Raw genomic sequence first — 18,964 nt, forward strand, 5'->3', positions numbered from 1 at the left:
ATTATGACTCCTGGCTATCAGCAGGCTCTTCCTCTTTTTTTCCTGAATGATACAAATCCATGGCAACAAGGATTGCGACAAAGCCCCAGAAAGGTACGCTCGCCTTATCAGTATTGAGGAAGTTATTCATGGTGCCATGCACAAAGTAGGTAATCAGTCCTAAAGTAATAACTAACGACAACATCTTTACCTGCCTGCGTTCTGCTTTTCGGAACACTTTAAGGCCTGTATATATCACAGTGATCATGATCAGTAAGAAGCTGATCAATCCCGGGAAGCCTTGTTCAGCAAGTGGGCCAATGTATTCACTATGTGCATTCCCCATATCTCCCAGGTTGGTACTGATGATGGTTTTTTCCTTGGTACGCTGGAAAGGGGCATACTCAAACTGATATGTTCCCGGGCCCCATCCGAAGAACGGGCGTTCATGATACATTCTCAAAGCCGACTGCCATCGGTTGATACGTTCCAGGTTGGAAGCATCTGTTGAAATATTGGAGATGGATTGAATATGTTCGATGAAATTGGCCGATGAATCCTGCTTATTTTTTTCCAGTTTATCGAGGATCTCAAACTGAAATGTAAAAAAGATCAGTAAAATGGAAGAGATTGTCAGTAAAATCCAGGTGAAGCGGATACGGAATAATACCAATGCGAGCACCACTAATGCAAAAGCGAAACTTACCCATGCAGCTCGACTTGCTGACAAGAACAAACCAAGCATAATGATAAGTGTAACAACCAAAGCCAGTATCCTCATCTGTCGCGACGAATTTCGATCGATTGAATATCCAGCCATGATTGGGAGGAAGAGGGCTAATATAGCTCCATAGGCGGTATGATCGTTATAGAAAGGAGTCATTACCCAATGTCCTGCCTTCTCACTGAAAGCAAAAAGCGAATGATTGTAGGTAGCATATCCTATTACGATTACCAGTGATATCACATAGGCCCATGCAAACGGCTTTATATTGCTGAATTTCTTAAACAATAGGGATCCGGCAAAATAAAGGGGAATGATGAACCATAAACGGGCCATCAGGAACTTAAAGGAAACAACCGGAAGATCACTGGCACAGGAAGTAATAAACAGCCATGCCAGGTTCAGGAAAACAGCAATTGTCACAGGATGCCTGAGAAATTGTTTATCAAGGCCCTTTTCCATACTCAGTTTCAGGACAAAAAGCAGCATTACCCCGAATAACAGGGGTTCACTGGGGACAGAGATATTGGCCCCAAGATCGTAGTTACCAATATCAATGGCTAAGGGTGTGGAAAAGACGGCAAGAAAGATGACCTTATCAAGGGAGAAAATATATAGCAAAACAAGGAGGATTGCCATTGGGATGAGTATTCCCCAATAGAATTCCTTTATCACCAGGTAGGTATTCAGTAGAATAAATACGCTGGTAACCAGGTAAACGATTGATATTTTCAGTTTTTCAGTCAAAACAGGGGATAAGAATCATTAATCTTTGTTTCCCGGGGAACCAAGAAATGCTTTTCTCTGTTCAATTACTGCAATGGCAATCAGGCTAAGCAATAAGGTTCCAGCCACAAAATAGAACATGACCATCAGCCGTTTGGGATATGATTTCTTATCGGCAACTTTAGCAGGAGAAACGGTATTGATAAAGGTATATTCCTTATTGGCATCGTAGATTGCAAGGTCGGCTTTCAACATCAGTTCACTGTATTCGTTGGCAACATCTTTCACGCGGTTTGAAAGGAAAAGCAGGTCACTTCCTTTTTCTCTCATGCCTTCAGTCAGTTGGTCAACGCTTTTACGGTTAATCCCTGAGCCTCCACCGTCAACGGTTCTAAGTTCTCCACGGGTGATTTCCTGGCTTTGGCCCAGAATGTCATAGATTCCATACGTTGAGGTGATCTTATGCATTTCTTCTTTTACAGAATCAATTTCCTGTTTCTTCAGTTCCATTGCTTTGCGGAAACTTCTCTCTACTTCCATGTATTTTTTATGGTGAGTAGTCCTGATTTTTGCATCAGTGTAATAGATGATGGCATTTACGATATCTTTTGCCATTACCGGATCACGGTCCAAAACGGTAATTTCAACACTCTCATACTGAGTCTTTGATATCTTCACAAATTTATCATACAGGTAGGCCATCGTGGAAGCAAAGTACTTATAACTTGAGTCGATCCCATAATGTGCCGGCAGGTTGAACTTGAGCATTACACTATCCCTGACATCCCTGGAAGTGAGCCATTGAAGCATTTGCTCAGTTTCACTCTCATCGGAATAGGGAGCGATATTTGAAGGATAAATAACAGCCACGGATTTAAACCTGGGTTTAGTGACCCATGGGCTAGAAACTATAAGGGATGCGATGGCAGCGATTACCATAAGGATAATCAGATGCCACTTCCACTTTCCAATGATTCGCAATAAATTGGTATTGCTAAAAAAATTTTCCATATATCCGACCGATGTTAATTTCCTGAAACGGGTTACTAAGTTGAGATTAGGTTTTATTCAAACAGGTTCATGGTTTTGTCCACGCATTTTCCTTAATGCTAAGGGGGCGTTCTCAAGCAACAGTATCACCATTGCAGCCATGAATAATGCACTTAAAGTTGAAAGTGTTACTATGATCCAGCGAATGGGATAAGCCTTTCTTTCAGACTTATAAGCGGTTTCAACCACAAATTTCTGAGGGATATATTGAGTTGCATCAATTTTAGCCTCTTCATATTTTGCCTTGACAAAACTCAATTGTTTCTTTTCATACTCCAGTGCATCTCTTAATGACACATAAGGGCCACCATATTGGGCCAGCACTTTCAATTTATTATCAAGTGCATCAATTCCCCTTTTATTTCCTTTGGCAATTTCAATGGCAAGTTGCTGATTGATCATCTCAGCCTGAGTTTCATAATCATGAACGCCTAACTTTCGCAGTTCTGTGAGCGAATCTTCCATGACCCGAATCTCAGCTTTCAATTTCTGATATTCTGCATCCATGATTCTGAATCCCTGAACAGCCCTCTCCTTCTGCATGTCATTCTTTACCGTGTCAAGCAAAGCAGCAATGGTATTGGCTATATCAGCCGCAACCTGGGGATCATGATCAAGAACACTGATTTTCACAGCCATGTACTCCGTCCGCTTAAAGGTAATATTGGATTCATATTGCCTGTATAAACGAAGGTTCTTGTACCTTGAAGATGTGTCGATACCGTAATGACGGGCAAGATCAAAGGATTTAATGATGCGGTCCTTAATTTTATTGGAATTCAATACCTGCAACATTTGTTCAGTTTGAGCGTCTTCACCAAACTCAAGAATGTCCTGTTTTGCTCCTGCATTATCATTTAGCAATGATTTTGAGATAGAATTGCTGGATGCAGGATACATGATCACTGTAGAGCGATATAGCGGATCAATGAACAGAGAAGATGAAACGATCATTGAGACTACTGCTGCAATAATTGCAGTAACCAGGAATGCTTTTCGCCATCTGTAAAGAAACATCAGGAGCTTTGATGAATCAAATTCGGGGTAAACTTTTTCGCTTGTCATAAATAAGCCGTCAGGCTATTTTAGAAGAGCCGCAAAAATAGGAAAAATCCGCAAGAAACCAAGCGGGCTAAAGGCTATTAAGGTAAGGAAATTAATTATTCCTCAGCAAGGCCAGCATGGACCTGAAATTGATCAATCGCAAGGCAATAGAGGCTACCAATGCAGCCAGAAGTGAGATAATGAAACTGACCTTCCAATCCAGGTCAACACCTTTCATGAACCAGTTTAATAAGATAACAAAGCAAACGAATGCCAGCAAGCTAAAAAGATAAGACAGTTCCGGCTTAAAACGGAAAATCCGCTGTACCATTACAAATTGTAGGATAGCCGTGAAAAATTGAGTAATCAGGCTTGCATAAGCAGATCCTACCGCCATATAGGTTGGAATGAGGAAATAGTTCAATGAAATATTCAGAACCATACCTGAAAAAGCAATGATATTAAGCCATTTGAGGTTCCCATTGGCGGTTAAAAGCGTCCCGAAAATATAGGTTGTGGCAATAGGTATGAAGCCTAGTATAAGAAAACGGAATACCGCAGCGGAATCTGCAATATGCTTCACATAAAGTAGTTCCATGAATTCTGTTGTAAAAAAACACAAAGCAACAGAAACGGTTATTGCGAAAGCAAAAATCATGGTGAAAGCCAGTTTGACAAGTCCTTCCAGGGGAAGTTTATCTTTGATGAGTTTAGCAAACATGGGTAAGAGTATCACAGAAAACAGGTAGGCAATCATATTGATAGCATCCAGTAAGCGGTAGGCCGAAGCATAAATACCTGCCTGTAAATCGCCTTCCGCATCCGGAAGAATACGCTCCAGCATTACAGAGTCAATACGGTTGTAAAAGGTCATCAATAATACCAGTACTGCAAAAGGATAACTTTGCTTGATAATCAGGGCAAAGAAGGCCATGTTCCACTGCAACCTCCTGAAAGCAGCCTTCTTCATGACAATAATCATAGCAATCAGGGCAGTGATAACATATGCGGCAGTCTGAGCATATACAAACCATTCAATCCTGAAAGTTTTTCCACTCATGCCTCCCCACAATAACACACTGCATATCAATATCATAAGGAGCCTGTCCAATACTGAAATCAGGCTATCAGTCTTAAAATGCAACAGTCCGGAGATATTTGACCTCAGGTACAAAATCAGTGATATGAGTATCTGGTTAAATCCGAGGATCAGCAGGAAGAACATTTGCCTGGAATCATATCCCCAAATAAACCCTACTGACATTGTTACAATGATATAAAGCAATGCAAGTAAAAATTTGAAGATCACGATGCCTGAGAAATGCTTATTCAGCAGGTGATTATTCTGGGCTATATTCTTATTGTTGAAATTGGTGATACCAAAATCCAGCAGGATATTAAAAAGAAAAGTAAAATTGAGCAATGAAGAGTACCATCCATATTCCCCTGATCCTACCAGATTTTGAACAGTCCTGTCGATGCCGAATATCCAGAATGGCTTCACCAGCAGGTTCAAAAAGAGCAGGAGGGTCAGGTTGGTTAGAAACTTGCGCTGCATCGTGTGCGCTATTGATTTGCTGGATGGATAATAAAAGTTACTTGGTCGTCAAATTTAACCATTTCCTTAAATAATCAATCAAAAACGCTTACAAATCCATACAGATTCATATTTTGAGGTCTTTAAGGGAAAAAGGTAGGGGGAATGACCATAAAATACCCTATTTTTGCAGAAAAAGGCTTTGAAAATTGCTGTCAATACGCGTCTTCTCCTTCATAACCGGTTAGATGGAATCGGTAGGTTTACCTACGAGACACTCAGGATCATGACGGAATCGCATCCTGAACATGAATTCCTGTTTATCTTCGACCGGCCTTTTCATGAGAGTTTTATTTTTTCAAAGAATATAACGCCGATCAAAGTGGCACCCCAGGCCCGCCATCCACTGCTTTATCTGTTCTGGTTCGAACTATCCCTTCCCTATATCTTTTCAAAGTACAAACCTGATATCTTTCTCTCACCCGATGGTTATCTTACACTAAAAACAGATATCCCTTCGGTTGCAGTTATTCATGATCTGAATTTTGAAAAATTTCCCATGGACCTTCCCTGGACAGACCGAATCTATTATCAGAAAATGTTTCCGCTTTTTGCGAAAAAGGCCAATAGAATTGCGAGCGTTTCACAATTTTCAAAGGAAGATATCATAAAAAGGTACGAGATAGAAGAAAGTAAGATTGATGTTGTTCATAATGGTGCGAGTGAAAGTTTTAAACCGATATCGGAAGAAGAGAAAATTGCTGTACGGAAGCAATTTGCTGATGAAAGGAACTATTTCTTTTTTGTTGGTTCATTGCACCCCAGGAAAAACCTTGTAAATCTTTTCAAATCATTCGACAAATTCAAGCAGGCTGATCAGCGAGGCATCAAATTGCTTATTGCCGGGGCTAAGATGTGGTGGACAAACGAAATCCGTGAAGCCTATGAAAGCATGCATTATAAGGAAGATGTGATCTTTACGGGTCGTGTCTCTGATGCCGATTTATCCAGATTGATGGCTTCTGCCCTGGCACTTACCTATGTTTCCTATTTTGAAGGATTTGGAATTCCCATCCTGGAAGCTTTCCATTGCGGCACCCCGGTGATTACTTCTACACTGACTTCCATGCCTGAAGTAGCTGGCGATGCTGCACTGCTTGTGGATCCATTCTCCATCGATTCCATCGTTTCCTCTATGCACTTTATTGCCGACGACGCTGTACTTCGAAATCAGCTAATTGTGAAAGGCCATAAGCAACAGGAACTTTTCTCATGGAATGCCACTGCAGAGAAGTTATGGAATACCATTGAACGGACTGTCTCCTGATAACCTATGACATCCGGACACACCAACAGAATTTACGGACTGGATATCCTCAGGGCTTTTGCGATCCTGTTTGTTTTGTATTCCCATGCTTTTTTCCTGGTCATTGACCATGTAAATGAAAAAGCATATAATATTCTTTCGCTCGATGGTGTCACTATCTTTTTCGTACTCAGTGGCTTCCTGATTGGGGGCATTCTGCTCCGCACCATCAATCAAACGGATTTCAACTGGAATAATCTGCTGGAATTCTGGATTCGCCGTTGGTTCAGAACGTTGCCCAACTATTTCCTAATGCTGATTCTGCTGACCCTGATCACAGTATTTTCAGCATCAGGTATAGGTAACTCAATAACTTCCTATTTCTTTTTCCTTCAGAATTTTGCAAGTCCTCACCCGGCTTTTTTTCCCGAAGCATGGAGTCTTACGGTGGAAGAATGGTTCTACCTGCTGATCCCTTTAGGACTTTATATCACCCTGAAAATTTCAAAAAATCATCGGAAAACAATCGTTTTGGCCTGGATTATCTTCCTGATACTCCTGGTAACAGGGATCAGGATTTACAGGGCATTAACTCTCTACATCCCGGATTTCGAGACCTGGGATCATCTGCAGCGCAAAATCGTGATCACCCGACTGGATAGCATCATGTATGGATTTCTGGGGGCGTGGGTAAATTTTTACTTTCCTGTTTTTTGGAAAGCCGGCAAAAGATATTGGCTATTCCTCGGGCTCATCCTTCTCGTGTTCCCGATGGGTGTAGATTTTTTCCTGGGTAAAAATCTATTCTTCCTGAATTATTTCTCACTCATGATGACTTCTGCCGGCACTCTCCTGATGCTTCCCTACCTATCTGAATGGAAGACCGGCAAAGGATTTATCTATAGATTCCTCACTTTTGTAAGTATTACATCCTATAGCATGTACCTGGTGAATTTTTCACTGGTACAACTCCGCATTATTCCTTCCCTTACTCCGGTAATTGTAGCAATAACAAAGAATCATCTTGTCATCAGCTGCATAAGATATTTCCTGTACTGGGGACTTACGTTCATGCTTTCCTATCTATTGTACAGATTCTATGAAAAGCCTTTCACGAGTCTGAGGGACCACTTCCGAAAGTCCAGGCTTGTAAAAGCTGAGGCTAAATAATATTCACCTCCATATCCAGTAATACATCAAATTTCTCAAGCACAGATTGTTGAATTTCTTCAGCCAGTTCAAGGATTTCACTTCCTGATGCCGTTCCATAATTCACTAATACCAGGGCCTGTTTCTGATGCACGCCAGCATCTCCTCTTCTGAACCCTTTCCAACGGCATTGTTCAATTAACCAACCGGCAGCAAGCTTTACCTTCATTTCCGGAAGATAATAGGCAACCAGTCCGGGATATGAAGCTTTAAGAAAATCAGCCTTCTCTGCCGGAAGCGTTGGATTTTTGAAAAAACTGCCTGCATTGCCTGTTTCAAGCGGATCTGGCAACTTGGAACGACGGATATTACAAACCGCCTGGCTTACCTCTTTAATTCCGGCATTGGTCACTCCCATTGACTTCAATTCCTCCTGTATGGCTCCATATTCCATCTGGACAACCGGATTCTTACTTAATTTGAAGGAAACTGACCAAATCAGTATTTTCCCTTTTAATTCCTGTTTGAACACACTGTCCCGATAGCCAAACCGGCAAGCCTCCTTACTCATAATAACCCACTGCCGTGTTTCAAGATCATAAGCTTCAAGGGATTCAAAACAATCCTTCATTTCCACCCCATAGGCACCAATATTCTGAATAGGGCTGCTTCCAACATTACCTGGAATGAGCGAAAGGTTCTCCAGTCCACCCCATCCCTGATCAACACACCACATGACAAATTCATGCCAATTTACACCTGCGGCAGCTTTAACCCTCACGAAATCCTCATTTTCAGAAACTTTTTCTATTCCCGCGTTCTCAACATGGATGATGTATCCATCAAAATCCCCGGTCAGCAGGATATTACTCCCGCCACCTAAAAAAAGAAATTTACTCCCGGGTTCCACAATAGAATGACTGATTTCTTCAACATCCTGAACCGTGGAAATACTTGTGAAATACTTTGCATTAGCTTCAATCCCAAAGGTATTAAATGCCTTTAGTGATACATTTTCCTTAATCGTTGGCATACATGAAAAATAAAATTCAAAAGTACACGAAAACTTGATATCGCTCGTTTCCGAATAGGGGTAAGAATAACTCATCCAAAACTCCTAAATTCGCAGCATAAAGCCGGGTATGCATAAGAAAAGAGCTATTGTTTCCGTGATCAATGACCTCGTAACAGACCAAAGGGTGGATAAAACTGCCTTAGCTTTGATAGAAGCAGGTTATGAGGTGACCATGGTCGGCCGAAGGAAAAGCGACAGTATTGCTATGCCTGAAAGGCCTTATGAAACCCATCGTATGCGGTTATTATGGGAAAAAGGCCCTGTTTTCTATGCTGAATACAATTTCAGGTTATTTTTCTACCTGCTTTTCCGGCCTTGTGACTTATTGATTTCCAACGACCTTGACACTCTTTTGCCCAATTTCCTTATCCACCTGTTAAAGAGGGTTCCTATTGTTTATGACAGCCACGAATACTTCACCCAGACCCCGGAAGTTATTCATCGGCCTTTTGTCATGAAATTCTGGAAAAGAATAGAAAAAAGCATTGTTCCGCATTTGCGGGATTGCATCACAGTGAATGACTCAATAGCAGGGCTTTTCAGGAAGGAATATGCTGTTGAATTCAAGGTAGTCCGGAATATTCCAAGAAAAAAAACAGGTGTAAATCTCCCTGATCGAACTGCTCTCGGGCTACCGATGGATCAAAAAATCGTATTACTTCAAGGAGCCGGTATTAATATTCAAAGGGGGGCTGAAGAAACAGTTGAAGCCATGCAATACGTGAACAATGCGATACTGCTGATCATTGGCGGAGGAGATGTGTTACCCGTATTAAAGGAAATGGCGCTGAAGCTTAGACTCGGTGATAAAGTCAGGTTTATTCCAAAACTTCCGCCCGATCAGTTGATGGGTTATACTGCCAATGCCGACCTGGGACTGACCCTCGACAAGGATACCAATATCAATTACAGGTTCAGCCTGCCTAATAAGCTTTTCGATTACATTCATGCCGGCATTCCGATCCTTGCCACTCCCCTGCCGGAGATTCGCAAAATCATTGAGAAGTATAATGTCGGGGGATTTATCAACCATCATGATCCTAAGCATATTGCGGAAAGAATCAATGAAATACTGGCCGATAAAGAACAATATGCAACGTGGAAGAAAAATCTTCCCCTGGCCGCAGAAGAACTCAATTGGGAAAATGAAAAAAAGGTGCTGCTGGATATTTTCAACAGGTTGAATAAGAACAAAACCAAAAAAAAGTAACTGATTGATTATTTTGGACAATTAATGGAGAACCGTCATATCAATATTGTTTCATTCTCGATACCATTTCCGGCAAATTACGGTGGTGTGATTGATGTTTACCATAAGCTGGTGGCTCTTCATTCATTAGGAATACGTATCCACCTGCATTGTTTCAGATACGACCGTCAACCTGCTCCCGAGCTTGATTCTTTATGTGAAACCATCCATTACTATCCGAGATTAACAGGGGTGGCTGTACATCTTTCTACATTACCTTACATTGTCAGAGGCAGAAACAACCCTGAGTTATTGAAAAACCTGCTTGCCAATGATTATCCGATACTTTTCGAAGGACTTCATTCCTGTTATTTCCTCAATCACCCGGCATTAAAAGGGAGGAAGCTAATCTACAGGGAAAGCAATATCGAACATCATTATTATTACCATCTGTTTCGCGCTGAAAAAAAGATTTCACACAAGCTCTTTTTTCTGCTGGAAAGCATAAAACTAAAACTTTTCCAGTCGAAGCTCAGTCATGCAAGTGCCATGCTTGCAGTATCGGAGAAGGATACAGAATACCTGCAAAACCGCTTTCCCGGGAAAGAGGTACATTATCTTCCCAGTTTCCATGGGAATATTGAACCTTCAGGCAAGCCAGGGATGGGCAACTATGCATTCTATCACGGGAACCTGGCTGTTTCAGAAAACACCCTTGCAGCAGAATTCCTCATCAAAGAGGTTTTCAATGACCTTGAAATACCGCTGATAATTGCAGGGTTAAACCCGCCTCAAAGTCTGCGTGACCTGGCAGCACAATACAATATCACCATTTTTGCCAATACAAGTGCGGAGAAAATGGAAGAATTGCTCAGAGAAGCCCAGGTAAATGTATTGATCACTTTCCAGGCTACCGGATTGAAACTTAAATTGCTAAACACCCTATTCAAAGGCCGGCATGTGCTGGTAAATTCGAAAATGCTGGCTGGCACCGGACTGGATGACCTCTGTGAAAAAGCAGAAGATGCATCAGGACTTAAAATAGAGTTGAAAAGACTGATTCATACCCCGTTTGATGGTAAAACCAGTGAGCAAAGGGCTAAAATCCTGACAGAGAGATATTCCGACAAGGTGAATGCAAAGAAATTACTGGAATATTTATTTTAGATAAGTTTGATTGCTGCTGGTTTCGGGTTATAATTTATAAACCCGATTATTCTTCCATGGCAATCGCAATCGGGTTAGGCAGTTCGATAACTTTACCACCTTCACATTTAACCGTCCGGAAGGGAAATTTTTTAATCAGGGCAAAGTTATGTGTAGCCATAAATACAGCTCTCCCGGCATTACTGATATCAATGAGGAGTTGCATAATTCCTTCAGAAGTTTCCGGGTCAAGATTCCCAGTGGGTTCATCTGCAAGAATCAGTTCCGGGTCGTTGATAAGAGCCCTGGCAATACACACTCTCTGTTGTTCTCCTCCCGAGAGCTGATGGGGCATTTTAAAACCTTTTGTGATCAGTCCGACCTTGTCAAGTACTTCATTCATCCTGTGCCGCATGGCATCATCGTCTTTCCAGCCAGTGGCTTTCATTACGAAGATCAGGTTATCATTAACAGACCGATCATTCAGTAATTGAAAATCCTGGAATACGATGCCCAGTTTTCTACGCAGATAGGGTTTATCTTTCGACCGGATCTCCTTTAATTTATAACCTGCAATCTCTGCTTCCCCTTCCATTAAAGGCAGTTCGGCATAAATTGTCTTCAACAGGCTGCTTTTTCCTGCACCCGTCTTACCAATCAGGTAAACAAATTCTCCCTTATCAATAGATAGAGTTACCTCCGAAAGTATGAGAATATTTTTCTGAAAAACAGAAGCATCAGAAATTCCAATAATTGTATCCAGACCCATAGAAATAGTTTGAGGAATTCCATGTAATCATCCATGGAAATACATCCCAAAAATACATATTTTCCTTAAGAGTTAGATGAGCAGGTTTGCACTGATCCGGTTCTGAAAAAATCCGTCATTTAAACCAGGAGACCCGGAATTATTTCACAAGTCCTGAAAAACCCATGAAAGCAAGTGACAACAGCCCGGCTGTAATCAATGAAAGGGGGAAACCCTTCATACCTTTCGGATATCCGTTTAGCTCCATTTGTTCCCTGATACCAGCCATCAGGATCATGGCCAGTGTAAATCCTACTGCTGTAGCCGAAGCATACACAACACTTGAAACCAAAGAATAATTTTTCTGAACGGCAAGAATCGCAATCCCAAGAACAGCGCAGTTTGTGGTAATAAGGGGAAGATAAATCCCTAGCGCCTGGTACAATGGAGGAGCAACCTTCTTCAGGATGATTTCAACCACCTGCACAAGGAAGGCAATCACAAAAATGAAGCTTATCGTCTGCATGAACTCAATATGCAGTGGCACAAGGATGAAAACCTGGATGAGATAAGTTACCAGGTTTGCAAGTGCCATGACAAAGATAACAGCAGCTCCCATCCCAATGGAGGTTCCTACTTTATTTGAAACGCCAAGAAATGGACAAATGCCAAGGAATTGCGCTAAAACGACATTATTGACAACCAGGGCGAGTATGATGATTTTTATGAGGTCCATGCTATATAAAATTTCAGTTAGAAAATCTCCTTTGACTATTCAGGATATGATTCTCAGATATTATACTTCTTTTTGTAGCTGTTCATGATGGCAATCAGATAGCCATAAGTGATGAAAGCACCCGGGGGCAGAATGAAGATGAGGATTGTCCTGGCTTCCTGGGAAACAAGGCGAATATCGAACAGGGTACCATTTCCCAGGACTTCCCTGATGGCACCCATCAAGGTGATAGCCAGGGTGAACCCGATTCCCATTCCTAAACCATCAAGGATAGCAGGAACCACAGCATTTTTCTGGGCAAAAGCTTCTGCACGGCCAAGAATAATGCAGTTTACAACAATCAGAGGAATAAAAATGCCCAGTGTTTTGTAAAGGTCAGGTGTGTATGCCTTCATTACCAGGTCAACAATAGTAACGAAAGTAGCGATCACAAGGATAAATGCGGCAATCCTTACTTTGTCAGGGATAAAATTCTTTAGTGCGGCGATGAGCAGATTTGAGAAAACCAAAACAAAGGTGGTTGCAGCTCCCATCCCGATTCCATTCATGGCTGCAGTAGTGACAGCAAGGGTCGGACAAGTACCCAATACCAGAACCAAGGATGGATTCTCCTTGATAAACCCATTAGTGAAATACTTTAGATTACTCATCTGGCACCTCCGTCTTTCATTGGAACTGAATCAGTATCCTGTGCAGTAAAATTCTTTTTATAGAGAGAATAAGCCTTCTGGACGCCATCACAGAACGCCCTTGATGTAATAGTAGCAGCAGTTATAGCATCAATGGAACCACCATCCTTTTTAACTTTCACTTCTTTCCCGTTAAGGGTCCCGATATTCAGATTATTAAACTGATCTTTAAATTTTGGTTCCTTCATTTTGGTTCCAAGGCCAGGGGTTTCCTTTTGATCCAGGACAACGGTATTATGGATGCTTCCATCAGGATTGAATCCTACCATCATATCGAAACGGCCACTGAATGCTTTTTCCGTATAGGTTTTCACCGCTACTCCAACGTTTTTTCCATCTTTTGAAGCCGGATAAAAGGTCAGTCCTTCAATAACCTTAACTTCCAGAGTAGGGTCATTATTAAAAGCGGGCAGCACCTCTTTAATAGCCTGGATTTCCTTGGCTTTATTGGCTTTTTCAATCGGTTCCTTGGTCACGCTGTATACAAATCCCAGGGCTGCAGCCATCACTGCCGAGATTAGCAGCAGTGAGAGGATCATATTTTTCAGGGTCGATTCTAATTTCTTTGACATCGTCGCAAATCGATTATTTGTTCATCCCAAACCTTTTGGGTTTAAATCCTTTATTAATCAATGGAGTAACAGCATTCATAATCAGAATGGCAAAAGAGACTCCTTCGGGGTAGGCTCCCCATACCCTGATCAGGACCGTGAGTATCCCACAGCCAAAACCATATATCAGCATCCCCGACCAGGTCATCGGTGAAGTGGCCATGTCAGTAGCCATAAAAATTGCGCCCAACATCAGACCTCCGGCAAGAAGATGGAAAACAGGGTCTATATTTTTTGTCGGGTCAATCAACCAGAGTACACCTGTAAAAAGAAGCACTGTAAGCAGGTAAGATACCGGTATATGCCAGGTTATAATTTTCTTATACAGCATAAATAGGCCTCCCAATAATAAGGCCAGGGCTGATACTTCACCAAGAGATCCCCCGATACCCCCCAGGAACATATCCATCTGGGAAGGAATTTGCTGGGTAAGCTGTGAAATCGATTCCCCGTTTTTCACACCTTCCTTCACTATTCCGAGAGAAGTTGGCCCTGTTAGTGCATCCACCAAAACAAAACGGTTCTGCAATGGTAAAGGCCATGAAGTCATATCCACCGGGAAAGAAATCAGCATAAACACACGGCCTGCAAGTGCCGGGTTAAAAGGGTTTTTGCCCAGGCCGCCAAAAGACATCTTTGCTACTGCAATGGCAAAAAGACTTCCAATTACAAGCTGCCACCAGGGAATATTACTGGGTACATTAAAAGCCAGAAGCAGTCCGGTAACAACTGCCGAACCATCCCAAATGGTTGGTGTCTGTTTGAGAATAAATCGCGCAACCAGGTACTCGACGCCTATACAGGTCACGACTGCCACAATGGATGCAATAAGGGCACCAATCCCAAAATACCATAGCGACACCAGGTAGGCGGGAATCAAGGCAAGCACAACACCCCACATGATCTTTTGAACAGGCTGTTCAGCATGAACATGCGGAGATCCGGAAATAGTTAACAACTGCATATCTAATTAATTATTGACTCTCGTTCTTACTATATGTCCGACCCTGGCTTTTCCCAGCCTGAGATAATCAAGCAATGATCGGCCGGAAGGGCAGGTAAAATGACAGGAACCACATTCCATGCAATCCAGGATGCGATGCTGCTCAGCCATGTCAAGGTTCCCTGTACTCACCACCCTTTCAAGCAGGTAAGGTTCCAGCCCCATCGGGCAAACACTTACACATCTTGCACACCGGATACAGTTTTGTACGGTGACACGTTTGGATTCGGAAGCAGGGATCACAAGGATACCGGAAGTGCCTTTTACAACCGGGACGTCTGTTGAATTCAATGCTTTACCCATCATCGGCCCGCCACTGATCACTTTGCCTGTATCTTCAGGGAGCCCACCGGCGTATTTAATGAGTTCTTCTACAGGAGTGCCAATCCTTACCATGAAATTTGACGGCTTCTTCAACGACTTCCCGGTAACGGTTACTACCCTGTCAATCAAGGGCTTGTTTTTCTGAATGGCCTCATAAACGGCAAAGGCTGTCCCGACATTATTTACCACACAACCCACTTCAATAGGAAGCTTCATTGAAGGCACTTCCCGTCCCGTTACAGCTTTGATCAATTGCTTTTCAGCTCCTTGAGGATATTTAACTTTTAATGGTACTACATAAATACCTGATCCTTCTTTGATGAGTTTCTGAAGGTGGGCGATAGCATCTGGTTTATTACTCTCTATACCAATGGCGGCTTTTTCAACTTTCAAGGCTTTCATGAGTAGTTGTACCCCAACAAGAATCTCCTCCCCTTTCTCCAGCATTAGCCTATGATCAGAGGTCAGGTAAGGCTCACATTCAACACCATTGATAATTAGCAATTCAGCTTTTTTACCCTGCGGAACCATAAGTTTCACATGGGATGGGAAAGTAGCACCCCCAAGGCCTACGATTCCCATTGCATTAATTTTCTTTGTGATTTCTTCAGGATTCAAAATACAATCTGTCACAAGAGTAGATGTACGGTCAATGGAATCTTCCCACACATCACCTTCAACATCAATGATGATGGCTTTTCTACGGTATCCACTCTGGTCGGTAACCTCATCAATCTTATTAACCTTACCTGAAACTGTTGAATGGATATTTGCTGATATAAAGGCTTCACCTTTTGCTATCAATTGCCCTACTTTTACTTCGGCTCCCTTTTCAACAATCACGGTAGCCGGAGTTCCAAGGCTCTGTCCTACCGGAATGATAACTTTTGAAGGAATTGGAATAGGCTCAATGGGACTATTGGCAGAAAGTTTACTCTCTTCAGGGTGAACACCCCCAATTTTAAATGTCTTCAGCATGGTTTATGCTTTTTGGAACTGAATTAAATTTAAAAATCAGTCCGGGTTTCTTTGTTCTGACTAAACTCCAACTTCTTCTTTAACTTCAACCTCCTGCTTGGGTTTTCGGGGACTAAAATTGATTTCATAGATAGAATGGGTCGGACATTCCTCAACACATTTGCGACACAGGGTACACTTACCAAAGTCGATATAGGCCAGGTTATGTTCCAGTGTGATCGCTTCAAACTTGCAGATTTTAACACATTTTCCGCAACCAATACAGGCTACTTCACAGTTTTTCTTTGAGATAACTCCTTTCTCAGTATTAATACACCCAACATAGATACGCCTGTTTTTAGGCCCTTGCTTCCTCATTTCAATGATCTTCCTCGGGCAGGATTTCACACAGGCACCACAATTCACACATTTATCTTCGATGATAACCGGAAGTCCAGTCTCCTCATCCATATACATGGCGTCGAACTGGCATGCGTTGACACAATCAGCAAGTCCGATACATCCATTCGGGCAACCGCTTTCCCCATTATACAGGCTATGGGCGAACTGGCAGCTGGAGGCTCCATCATATACTAATTTGGCAGGCGCATGGGTTCTGGAACCGAAACACCTGATAACTGCTATCATCGGATCAGATTCTGCCGCTTCCCATCCCAATTCAGCGGCAACCTGTTTCATAACAGTATTTCCACCTACAGGACAATTCATCCCTTCCAGGCTACCGGCTTTAATAATCGATTCTGCGAAATTCCTGCATCCTGCAAAACCGCATCCGCCACAATTCGCGCCCGGTAACAAATCATTCACCTGGTCGATCCGAGGATCTTCGATCACCTTAAATTTCTGCGCAACAAAATACAGAATGACTGCCGAAGCGATACCTATGGCTCCTAATGCAGCTACCGCGAGAAGAATTGCCTGATTCATGCGATTATACTTCTAATGATTCCATGACCTGATCTTATTCACCCATGAATAAGAATTCCTGAAACCCTCTGTTCCCAATAGATACTGGGGATTCCGGGTGCGCAAATGTATAAATATTTATATTGAATAGATAAGATATAATGCGCTTTTTTCATTCACACAACACGCTGTTTAACAGGAATTTATAATTCTCATTGTGAATTATTTCACATTTAAAATATTTGATATATTAACACTAATGCTCTTTTCAGAGGATTTCTTAGAATCAATATAAATTCAATATTTATTAAGGATACTATTCAGGATTGCAATGCATGGAAAAATCTGCAGGCCTCGGTCTGGCTGTAAACTGGAATGTTGAGCTCCATCTTTTCCTGAAAAGGTTTAAGATCAGGAAGTAGGGTAATAATATTGAAAGTGCTGATAATCCGGCTACTCCTTCACTGGCAAAGGATGAAACTATGAGCAGGGTTGAAATAACCAATATAAAAGGGATCAGGTAAGCAAGGATCACTGCCTTATGTCCCAGCGACTTTTTCATTTCCAATATTACAGGAGTCCCATCGGCAAAACTTTGTGCGGATAACTTTTCAACTTCAACGATTTTTTCCTTCATATCCATTGTGGTGCACATCCCTTTGGCATGGCAGGCATTACAAGCCGACTGAGAGAGTATTTTCACATACAATTTGCGCTGATCCTGGTGATCAATCAGTCCTTCATGATAAACATTTTCTATACTGCGTTCCATAACTCAATATAACTGCCTCTCAACAGGCATTAAAGATATTCTGACCCTTGCTGCTGCTGACTGAGAAAAGGGGCAACCGCCCTATGATAGATCCCATGTGCATAAGCGATAGCCATGCCATAATTGGAAACCGGAATTCCGGCATCAATCGCTGGTTTCAAACGGTTAATCAATTGTTTGCGGGTAATCATACACCCTCCGCACTGAATAACCATAGCATAATCAGTCATCTGGCCCGGAATGCTGTTCAAACCGGCAACCACCTCGTAAGTGAGCTGTTTTCCTGTAAAATTACTCAACCATCGCGGAATCTTTACTCTCCCAATATCATCACATGAAACATGGTGGCTGCAGGATTCGAGAATCAATACTTTATCACCATCCTGTAACTTCGAAATGTGCGGTGTACCTTTCAGAAAACTTTGAAAATCACCTTTTTGCCTTGCCAAAACAATACTAAAGCTTGTCAAAGGAATATCCCTGGGAATGGAAGCATCTGCTTTCAGAAATACCTGGCTGTCAGTAATCACCAATTTAGGCTTTGGGCTCATTTTCCTGACAAAAGAATCAATTTCGCGCTCCTTGCAAACGATTGCAATGCCATCATTGTCAAGTATATCCCTTATTACCTGCACTTGTGGAAGAATTAACCTGCCTTCGGGAGCTTCAATATCTATCGGGGTAATGAGAAGAACAACATCCCCATAGCTGATCAGGTCACCCACCAGGGTCACGGGTTTCCATGCAGTTTCCGGCATATACTTCCGGATCAGATCAATGAGCTTCTGAGTACTTCCAGTCAGCGACATATTCATATCAAGTACATCTGTTGAGTATGAAGTCTGAATCAACCGCCTGGTCTCAGGGTAAATGGCCATGAGATCTGACTTGTTATGAACTACGAAAAAGGGAATATCAAACTCCCTGAACTCAGCTACCAGGTTCTTTTCGAATTCGCCAAAAGTATTTCGTGTTATGATCAGGATGGCCAGGTCGATGGTTTTGATAATATCCAGGGTACGGGCCACTCTTTTTTCGCCTAATCCACCTATATCATCAATACCGGCAGTGTCGATAAAGACAACAGGCCCAAGTCCGCCAATCTCGAATGATTTCTTCACAGGATCGGTGGTAGTGCCTGCAACTTCAGAAACAATGGATACCTCCTGCCCTGCCAGAAAATTTACCATGGAGCTTTTCCCGTTATTTCTGCGACCAAAAATCCCGATATGAGGGGTTGAAGATTTTCCTTTTGACATGGTTCAATTTAAA

At 42.2% G+C, this 18,964-nt stretch carries 18 protein-coding genes; 4 read left to right on the forward strand and 14 right to left on the reverse strand.

Annotated features, from left to right (window positions below; translation table 11 throughout):
* Position 1 precedes the first annotated feature (1 nt).
* The 4 genes from IPH84_07500 to IPH84_07515 form a co-directional block, all read right to left on the reverse strand.
* Complete coding sequence (locus IPH84_07500; GenBank protein ID MBK7173066.1) at positions 2–1,450, reverse strand: O-antigen ligase family protein; 1,449 nt, start codon at positions 1,448–1,450, stop codon at positions 2–4.
* Between the two features lie 18 nt (positions 1,451–1,468).
* Positions 1,469–2,440, reverse strand: coding sequence for a hypothetical protein (locus IPH84_07505; protein MBK7173067.1), 972 nt, complete (start codon positions 2,438–2,440; stop codon positions 1,469–1,471).
* A 57-nt stretch (positions 2,441–2,497) separates the two neighbouring features.
* Complete coding sequence (locus tag IPH84_07510) at positions 2,498–3,544, reverse strand: hypothetical protein (GenBank protein MBK7173068.1); 1,047 nt, start codon at positions 3,542–3,544, stop codon at positions 2,498–2,500.
* A 91-nt stretch (positions 3,545–3,635) separates the two neighbouring features.
* On the reverse strand, positions 3,636–5,081 hold the full coding sequence (locus IPH84_07515) for an oligosaccharide flippase family protein (protein MBK7173069.1): 1,446 nt from the start codon (positions 5,079–5,081) through the stop codon (positions 3,636–3,638).
* A 181-nt stretch (positions 5,082–5,262) separates the two neighbouring features.
* On the opposite strand from IPH84_07515, the gene IPH84_07520 reads away from it, so the two are divergent.
* Entirely contained in the window at positions 5,263–6,387 is a 1,125-nt protein-coding gene (locus IPH84_07520) for a glycosyltransferase family 4 protein (protein ID MBK7173070.1), read from the forward strand.
* 6 nt (positions 6,388–6,393) lie between these two features.
* Positions 6,394–7,536 (forward strand): acyltransferase, encoded by a 1,143-nt coding sequence (locus IPH84_07525; protein ID MBK7173071.1) that lies wholly within the window; start codon positions 6,394–6,396, stop codon positions 7,534–7,536.
* On the opposite strand, the gene murB is transcribed toward IPH84_07525, so the two are convergent.
* Complete coding sequence (murB, locus tag IPH84_07530) at positions 7,529–8,548, reverse strand: UDP-N-acetylmuramate dehydrogenase (GenBank protein MBK7173072.1); 1,020 nt, start codon at positions 8,546–8,548, stop codon at positions 7,529–7,531. The genes IPH84_07525 and murB overlap by 8 nt on opposite strands.
* 109 nt (positions 8,549–8,657) lie before the next feature.
* Between murB and IPH84_07535 the strand changes: the two genes are divergently transcribed.
* Together IPH84_07535 and IPH84_07540 are read left to right on the forward strand one after the other, a co-directional pair.
* Positions 8,658–9,800, forward strand: coding sequence for a glycosyltransferase (locus IPH84_07535; protein MBK7173073.1), 1,143 nt, complete (start codon positions 8,658–8,660; stop codon positions 9,798–9,800).
* A gap of 24 nt (positions 9,801–9,824) precedes the next feature.
* Entirely contained in the window at positions 9,825–10,946 is a 1,122-nt protein-coding gene (locus IPH84_07540) for a glycosyltransferase family 1 protein (protein ID MBK7173074.1), read from the forward strand.
* A 46-nt stretch (positions 10,947–10,992) separates the two neighbouring features.
* On the opposite strand, the gene IPH84_07545 is transcribed toward IPH84_07540, so the two are convergent.
* From IPH84_07545 to hydF, 9 genes are all read right to left on the reverse strand, one after another.
* Positions 10,993–11,694, reverse strand: coding sequence for an ATP-binding cassette domain-containing protein (locus IPH84_07545; protein ID MBK7173075.1), 702 nt, complete (start codon positions 11,692–11,694; stop codon positions 10,993–10,995).
* Positions 11,695–11,833: 139 nt separating this feature from the next.
* Entirely contained in the window at positions 11,834–12,409 is a 576-nt protein-coding gene (locus IPH84_07550) for an RnfABCDGE type electron transport complex subunit A (GenBank protein ID MBK7173076.1), read from the reverse strand.
* Between the two features lie 53 nt (positions 12,410–12,462).
* Positions 12,463–13,059: an electron transport complex subunit E gene (locus IPH84_07555; GenBank protein MBK7173077.1), complete on the reverse strand. Its 597-nt coding sequence runs from the start codon at positions 13,057–13,059 to the stop codon at positions 12,463–12,465.
* A complete protein-coding gene (locus IPH84_07560) occupies positions 13,056–13,670 on the reverse strand; it encodes an RnfABCDGE type electron transport complex subunit G (protein MBK7173078.1) in 615 nt (204 codons plus the stop codon). The genes IPH84_07555 and IPH84_07560 overlap by 4 nt, the downstream gene beginning before the upstream one ends.
* A gap of 13 nt (positions 13,671–13,683) precedes the next feature.
* Positions 13,684–14,673, reverse strand: a complete 990-nt coding sequence (locus tag IPH84_07565) for an RnfABCDGE type electron transport complex subunit D (GenBank protein ID MBK7173079.1) — start codon at positions 14,671–14,673, stop codon at positions 13,684–13,686.
* A 6-nt stretch (positions 14,674–14,679) separates the two neighbouring features.
* Positions 14,680–16,014, reverse strand: coding sequence for an electron transport complex subunit RsxC (gene rsxC / locus IPH84_07570; GenBank protein MBK7173080.1), 1,335 nt, complete (start codon positions 16,012–16,014; stop codon positions 14,680–14,682).
* 60 nt (positions 16,015–16,074) lie between these two features.
* Positions 16,075–16,941: an RnfABCDGE type electron transport complex subunit B gene (locus IPH84_07575; GenBank protein MBK7173081.1), complete on the reverse strand. Its 867-nt coding sequence runs from the start codon at positions 16,939–16,941 to the stop codon at positions 16,075–16,077.
* 295 nt (positions 16,942–17,236) lie between these two features.
* The gene (locus tag IPH84_07580; protein MBK7173082.1) at positions 17,237–17,692 is read right to left on the reverse strand and encodes a SoxR reducing system RseC family protein; all 456 of its coding nucleotides are present in this window, start codon (positions 17,690–17,692) and stop codon (positions 17,237–17,239) included.
* A 29-nt stretch (positions 17,693–17,721) separates the two neighbouring features.
* Complete coding sequence (gene hydF, locus IPH84_07585) at positions 17,722–18,951, reverse strand: [FeFe] hydrogenase H-cluster maturation GTPase HydF (GenBank protein MBK7173083.1); 1,230 nt, start codon at positions 18,949–18,951, stop codon at positions 17,722–17,724.
* Between the last annotated feature and the right edge of the window lie 13 nt (positions 18,952–18,964).

It is taken from the genome of Bacteroidales bacterium, assembly GCA_016707785.1.
Lineage (GTDB): Bacteria > Bacteroidota > Bacteroidia > Bacteroidales > UBA4417 > UBA4417.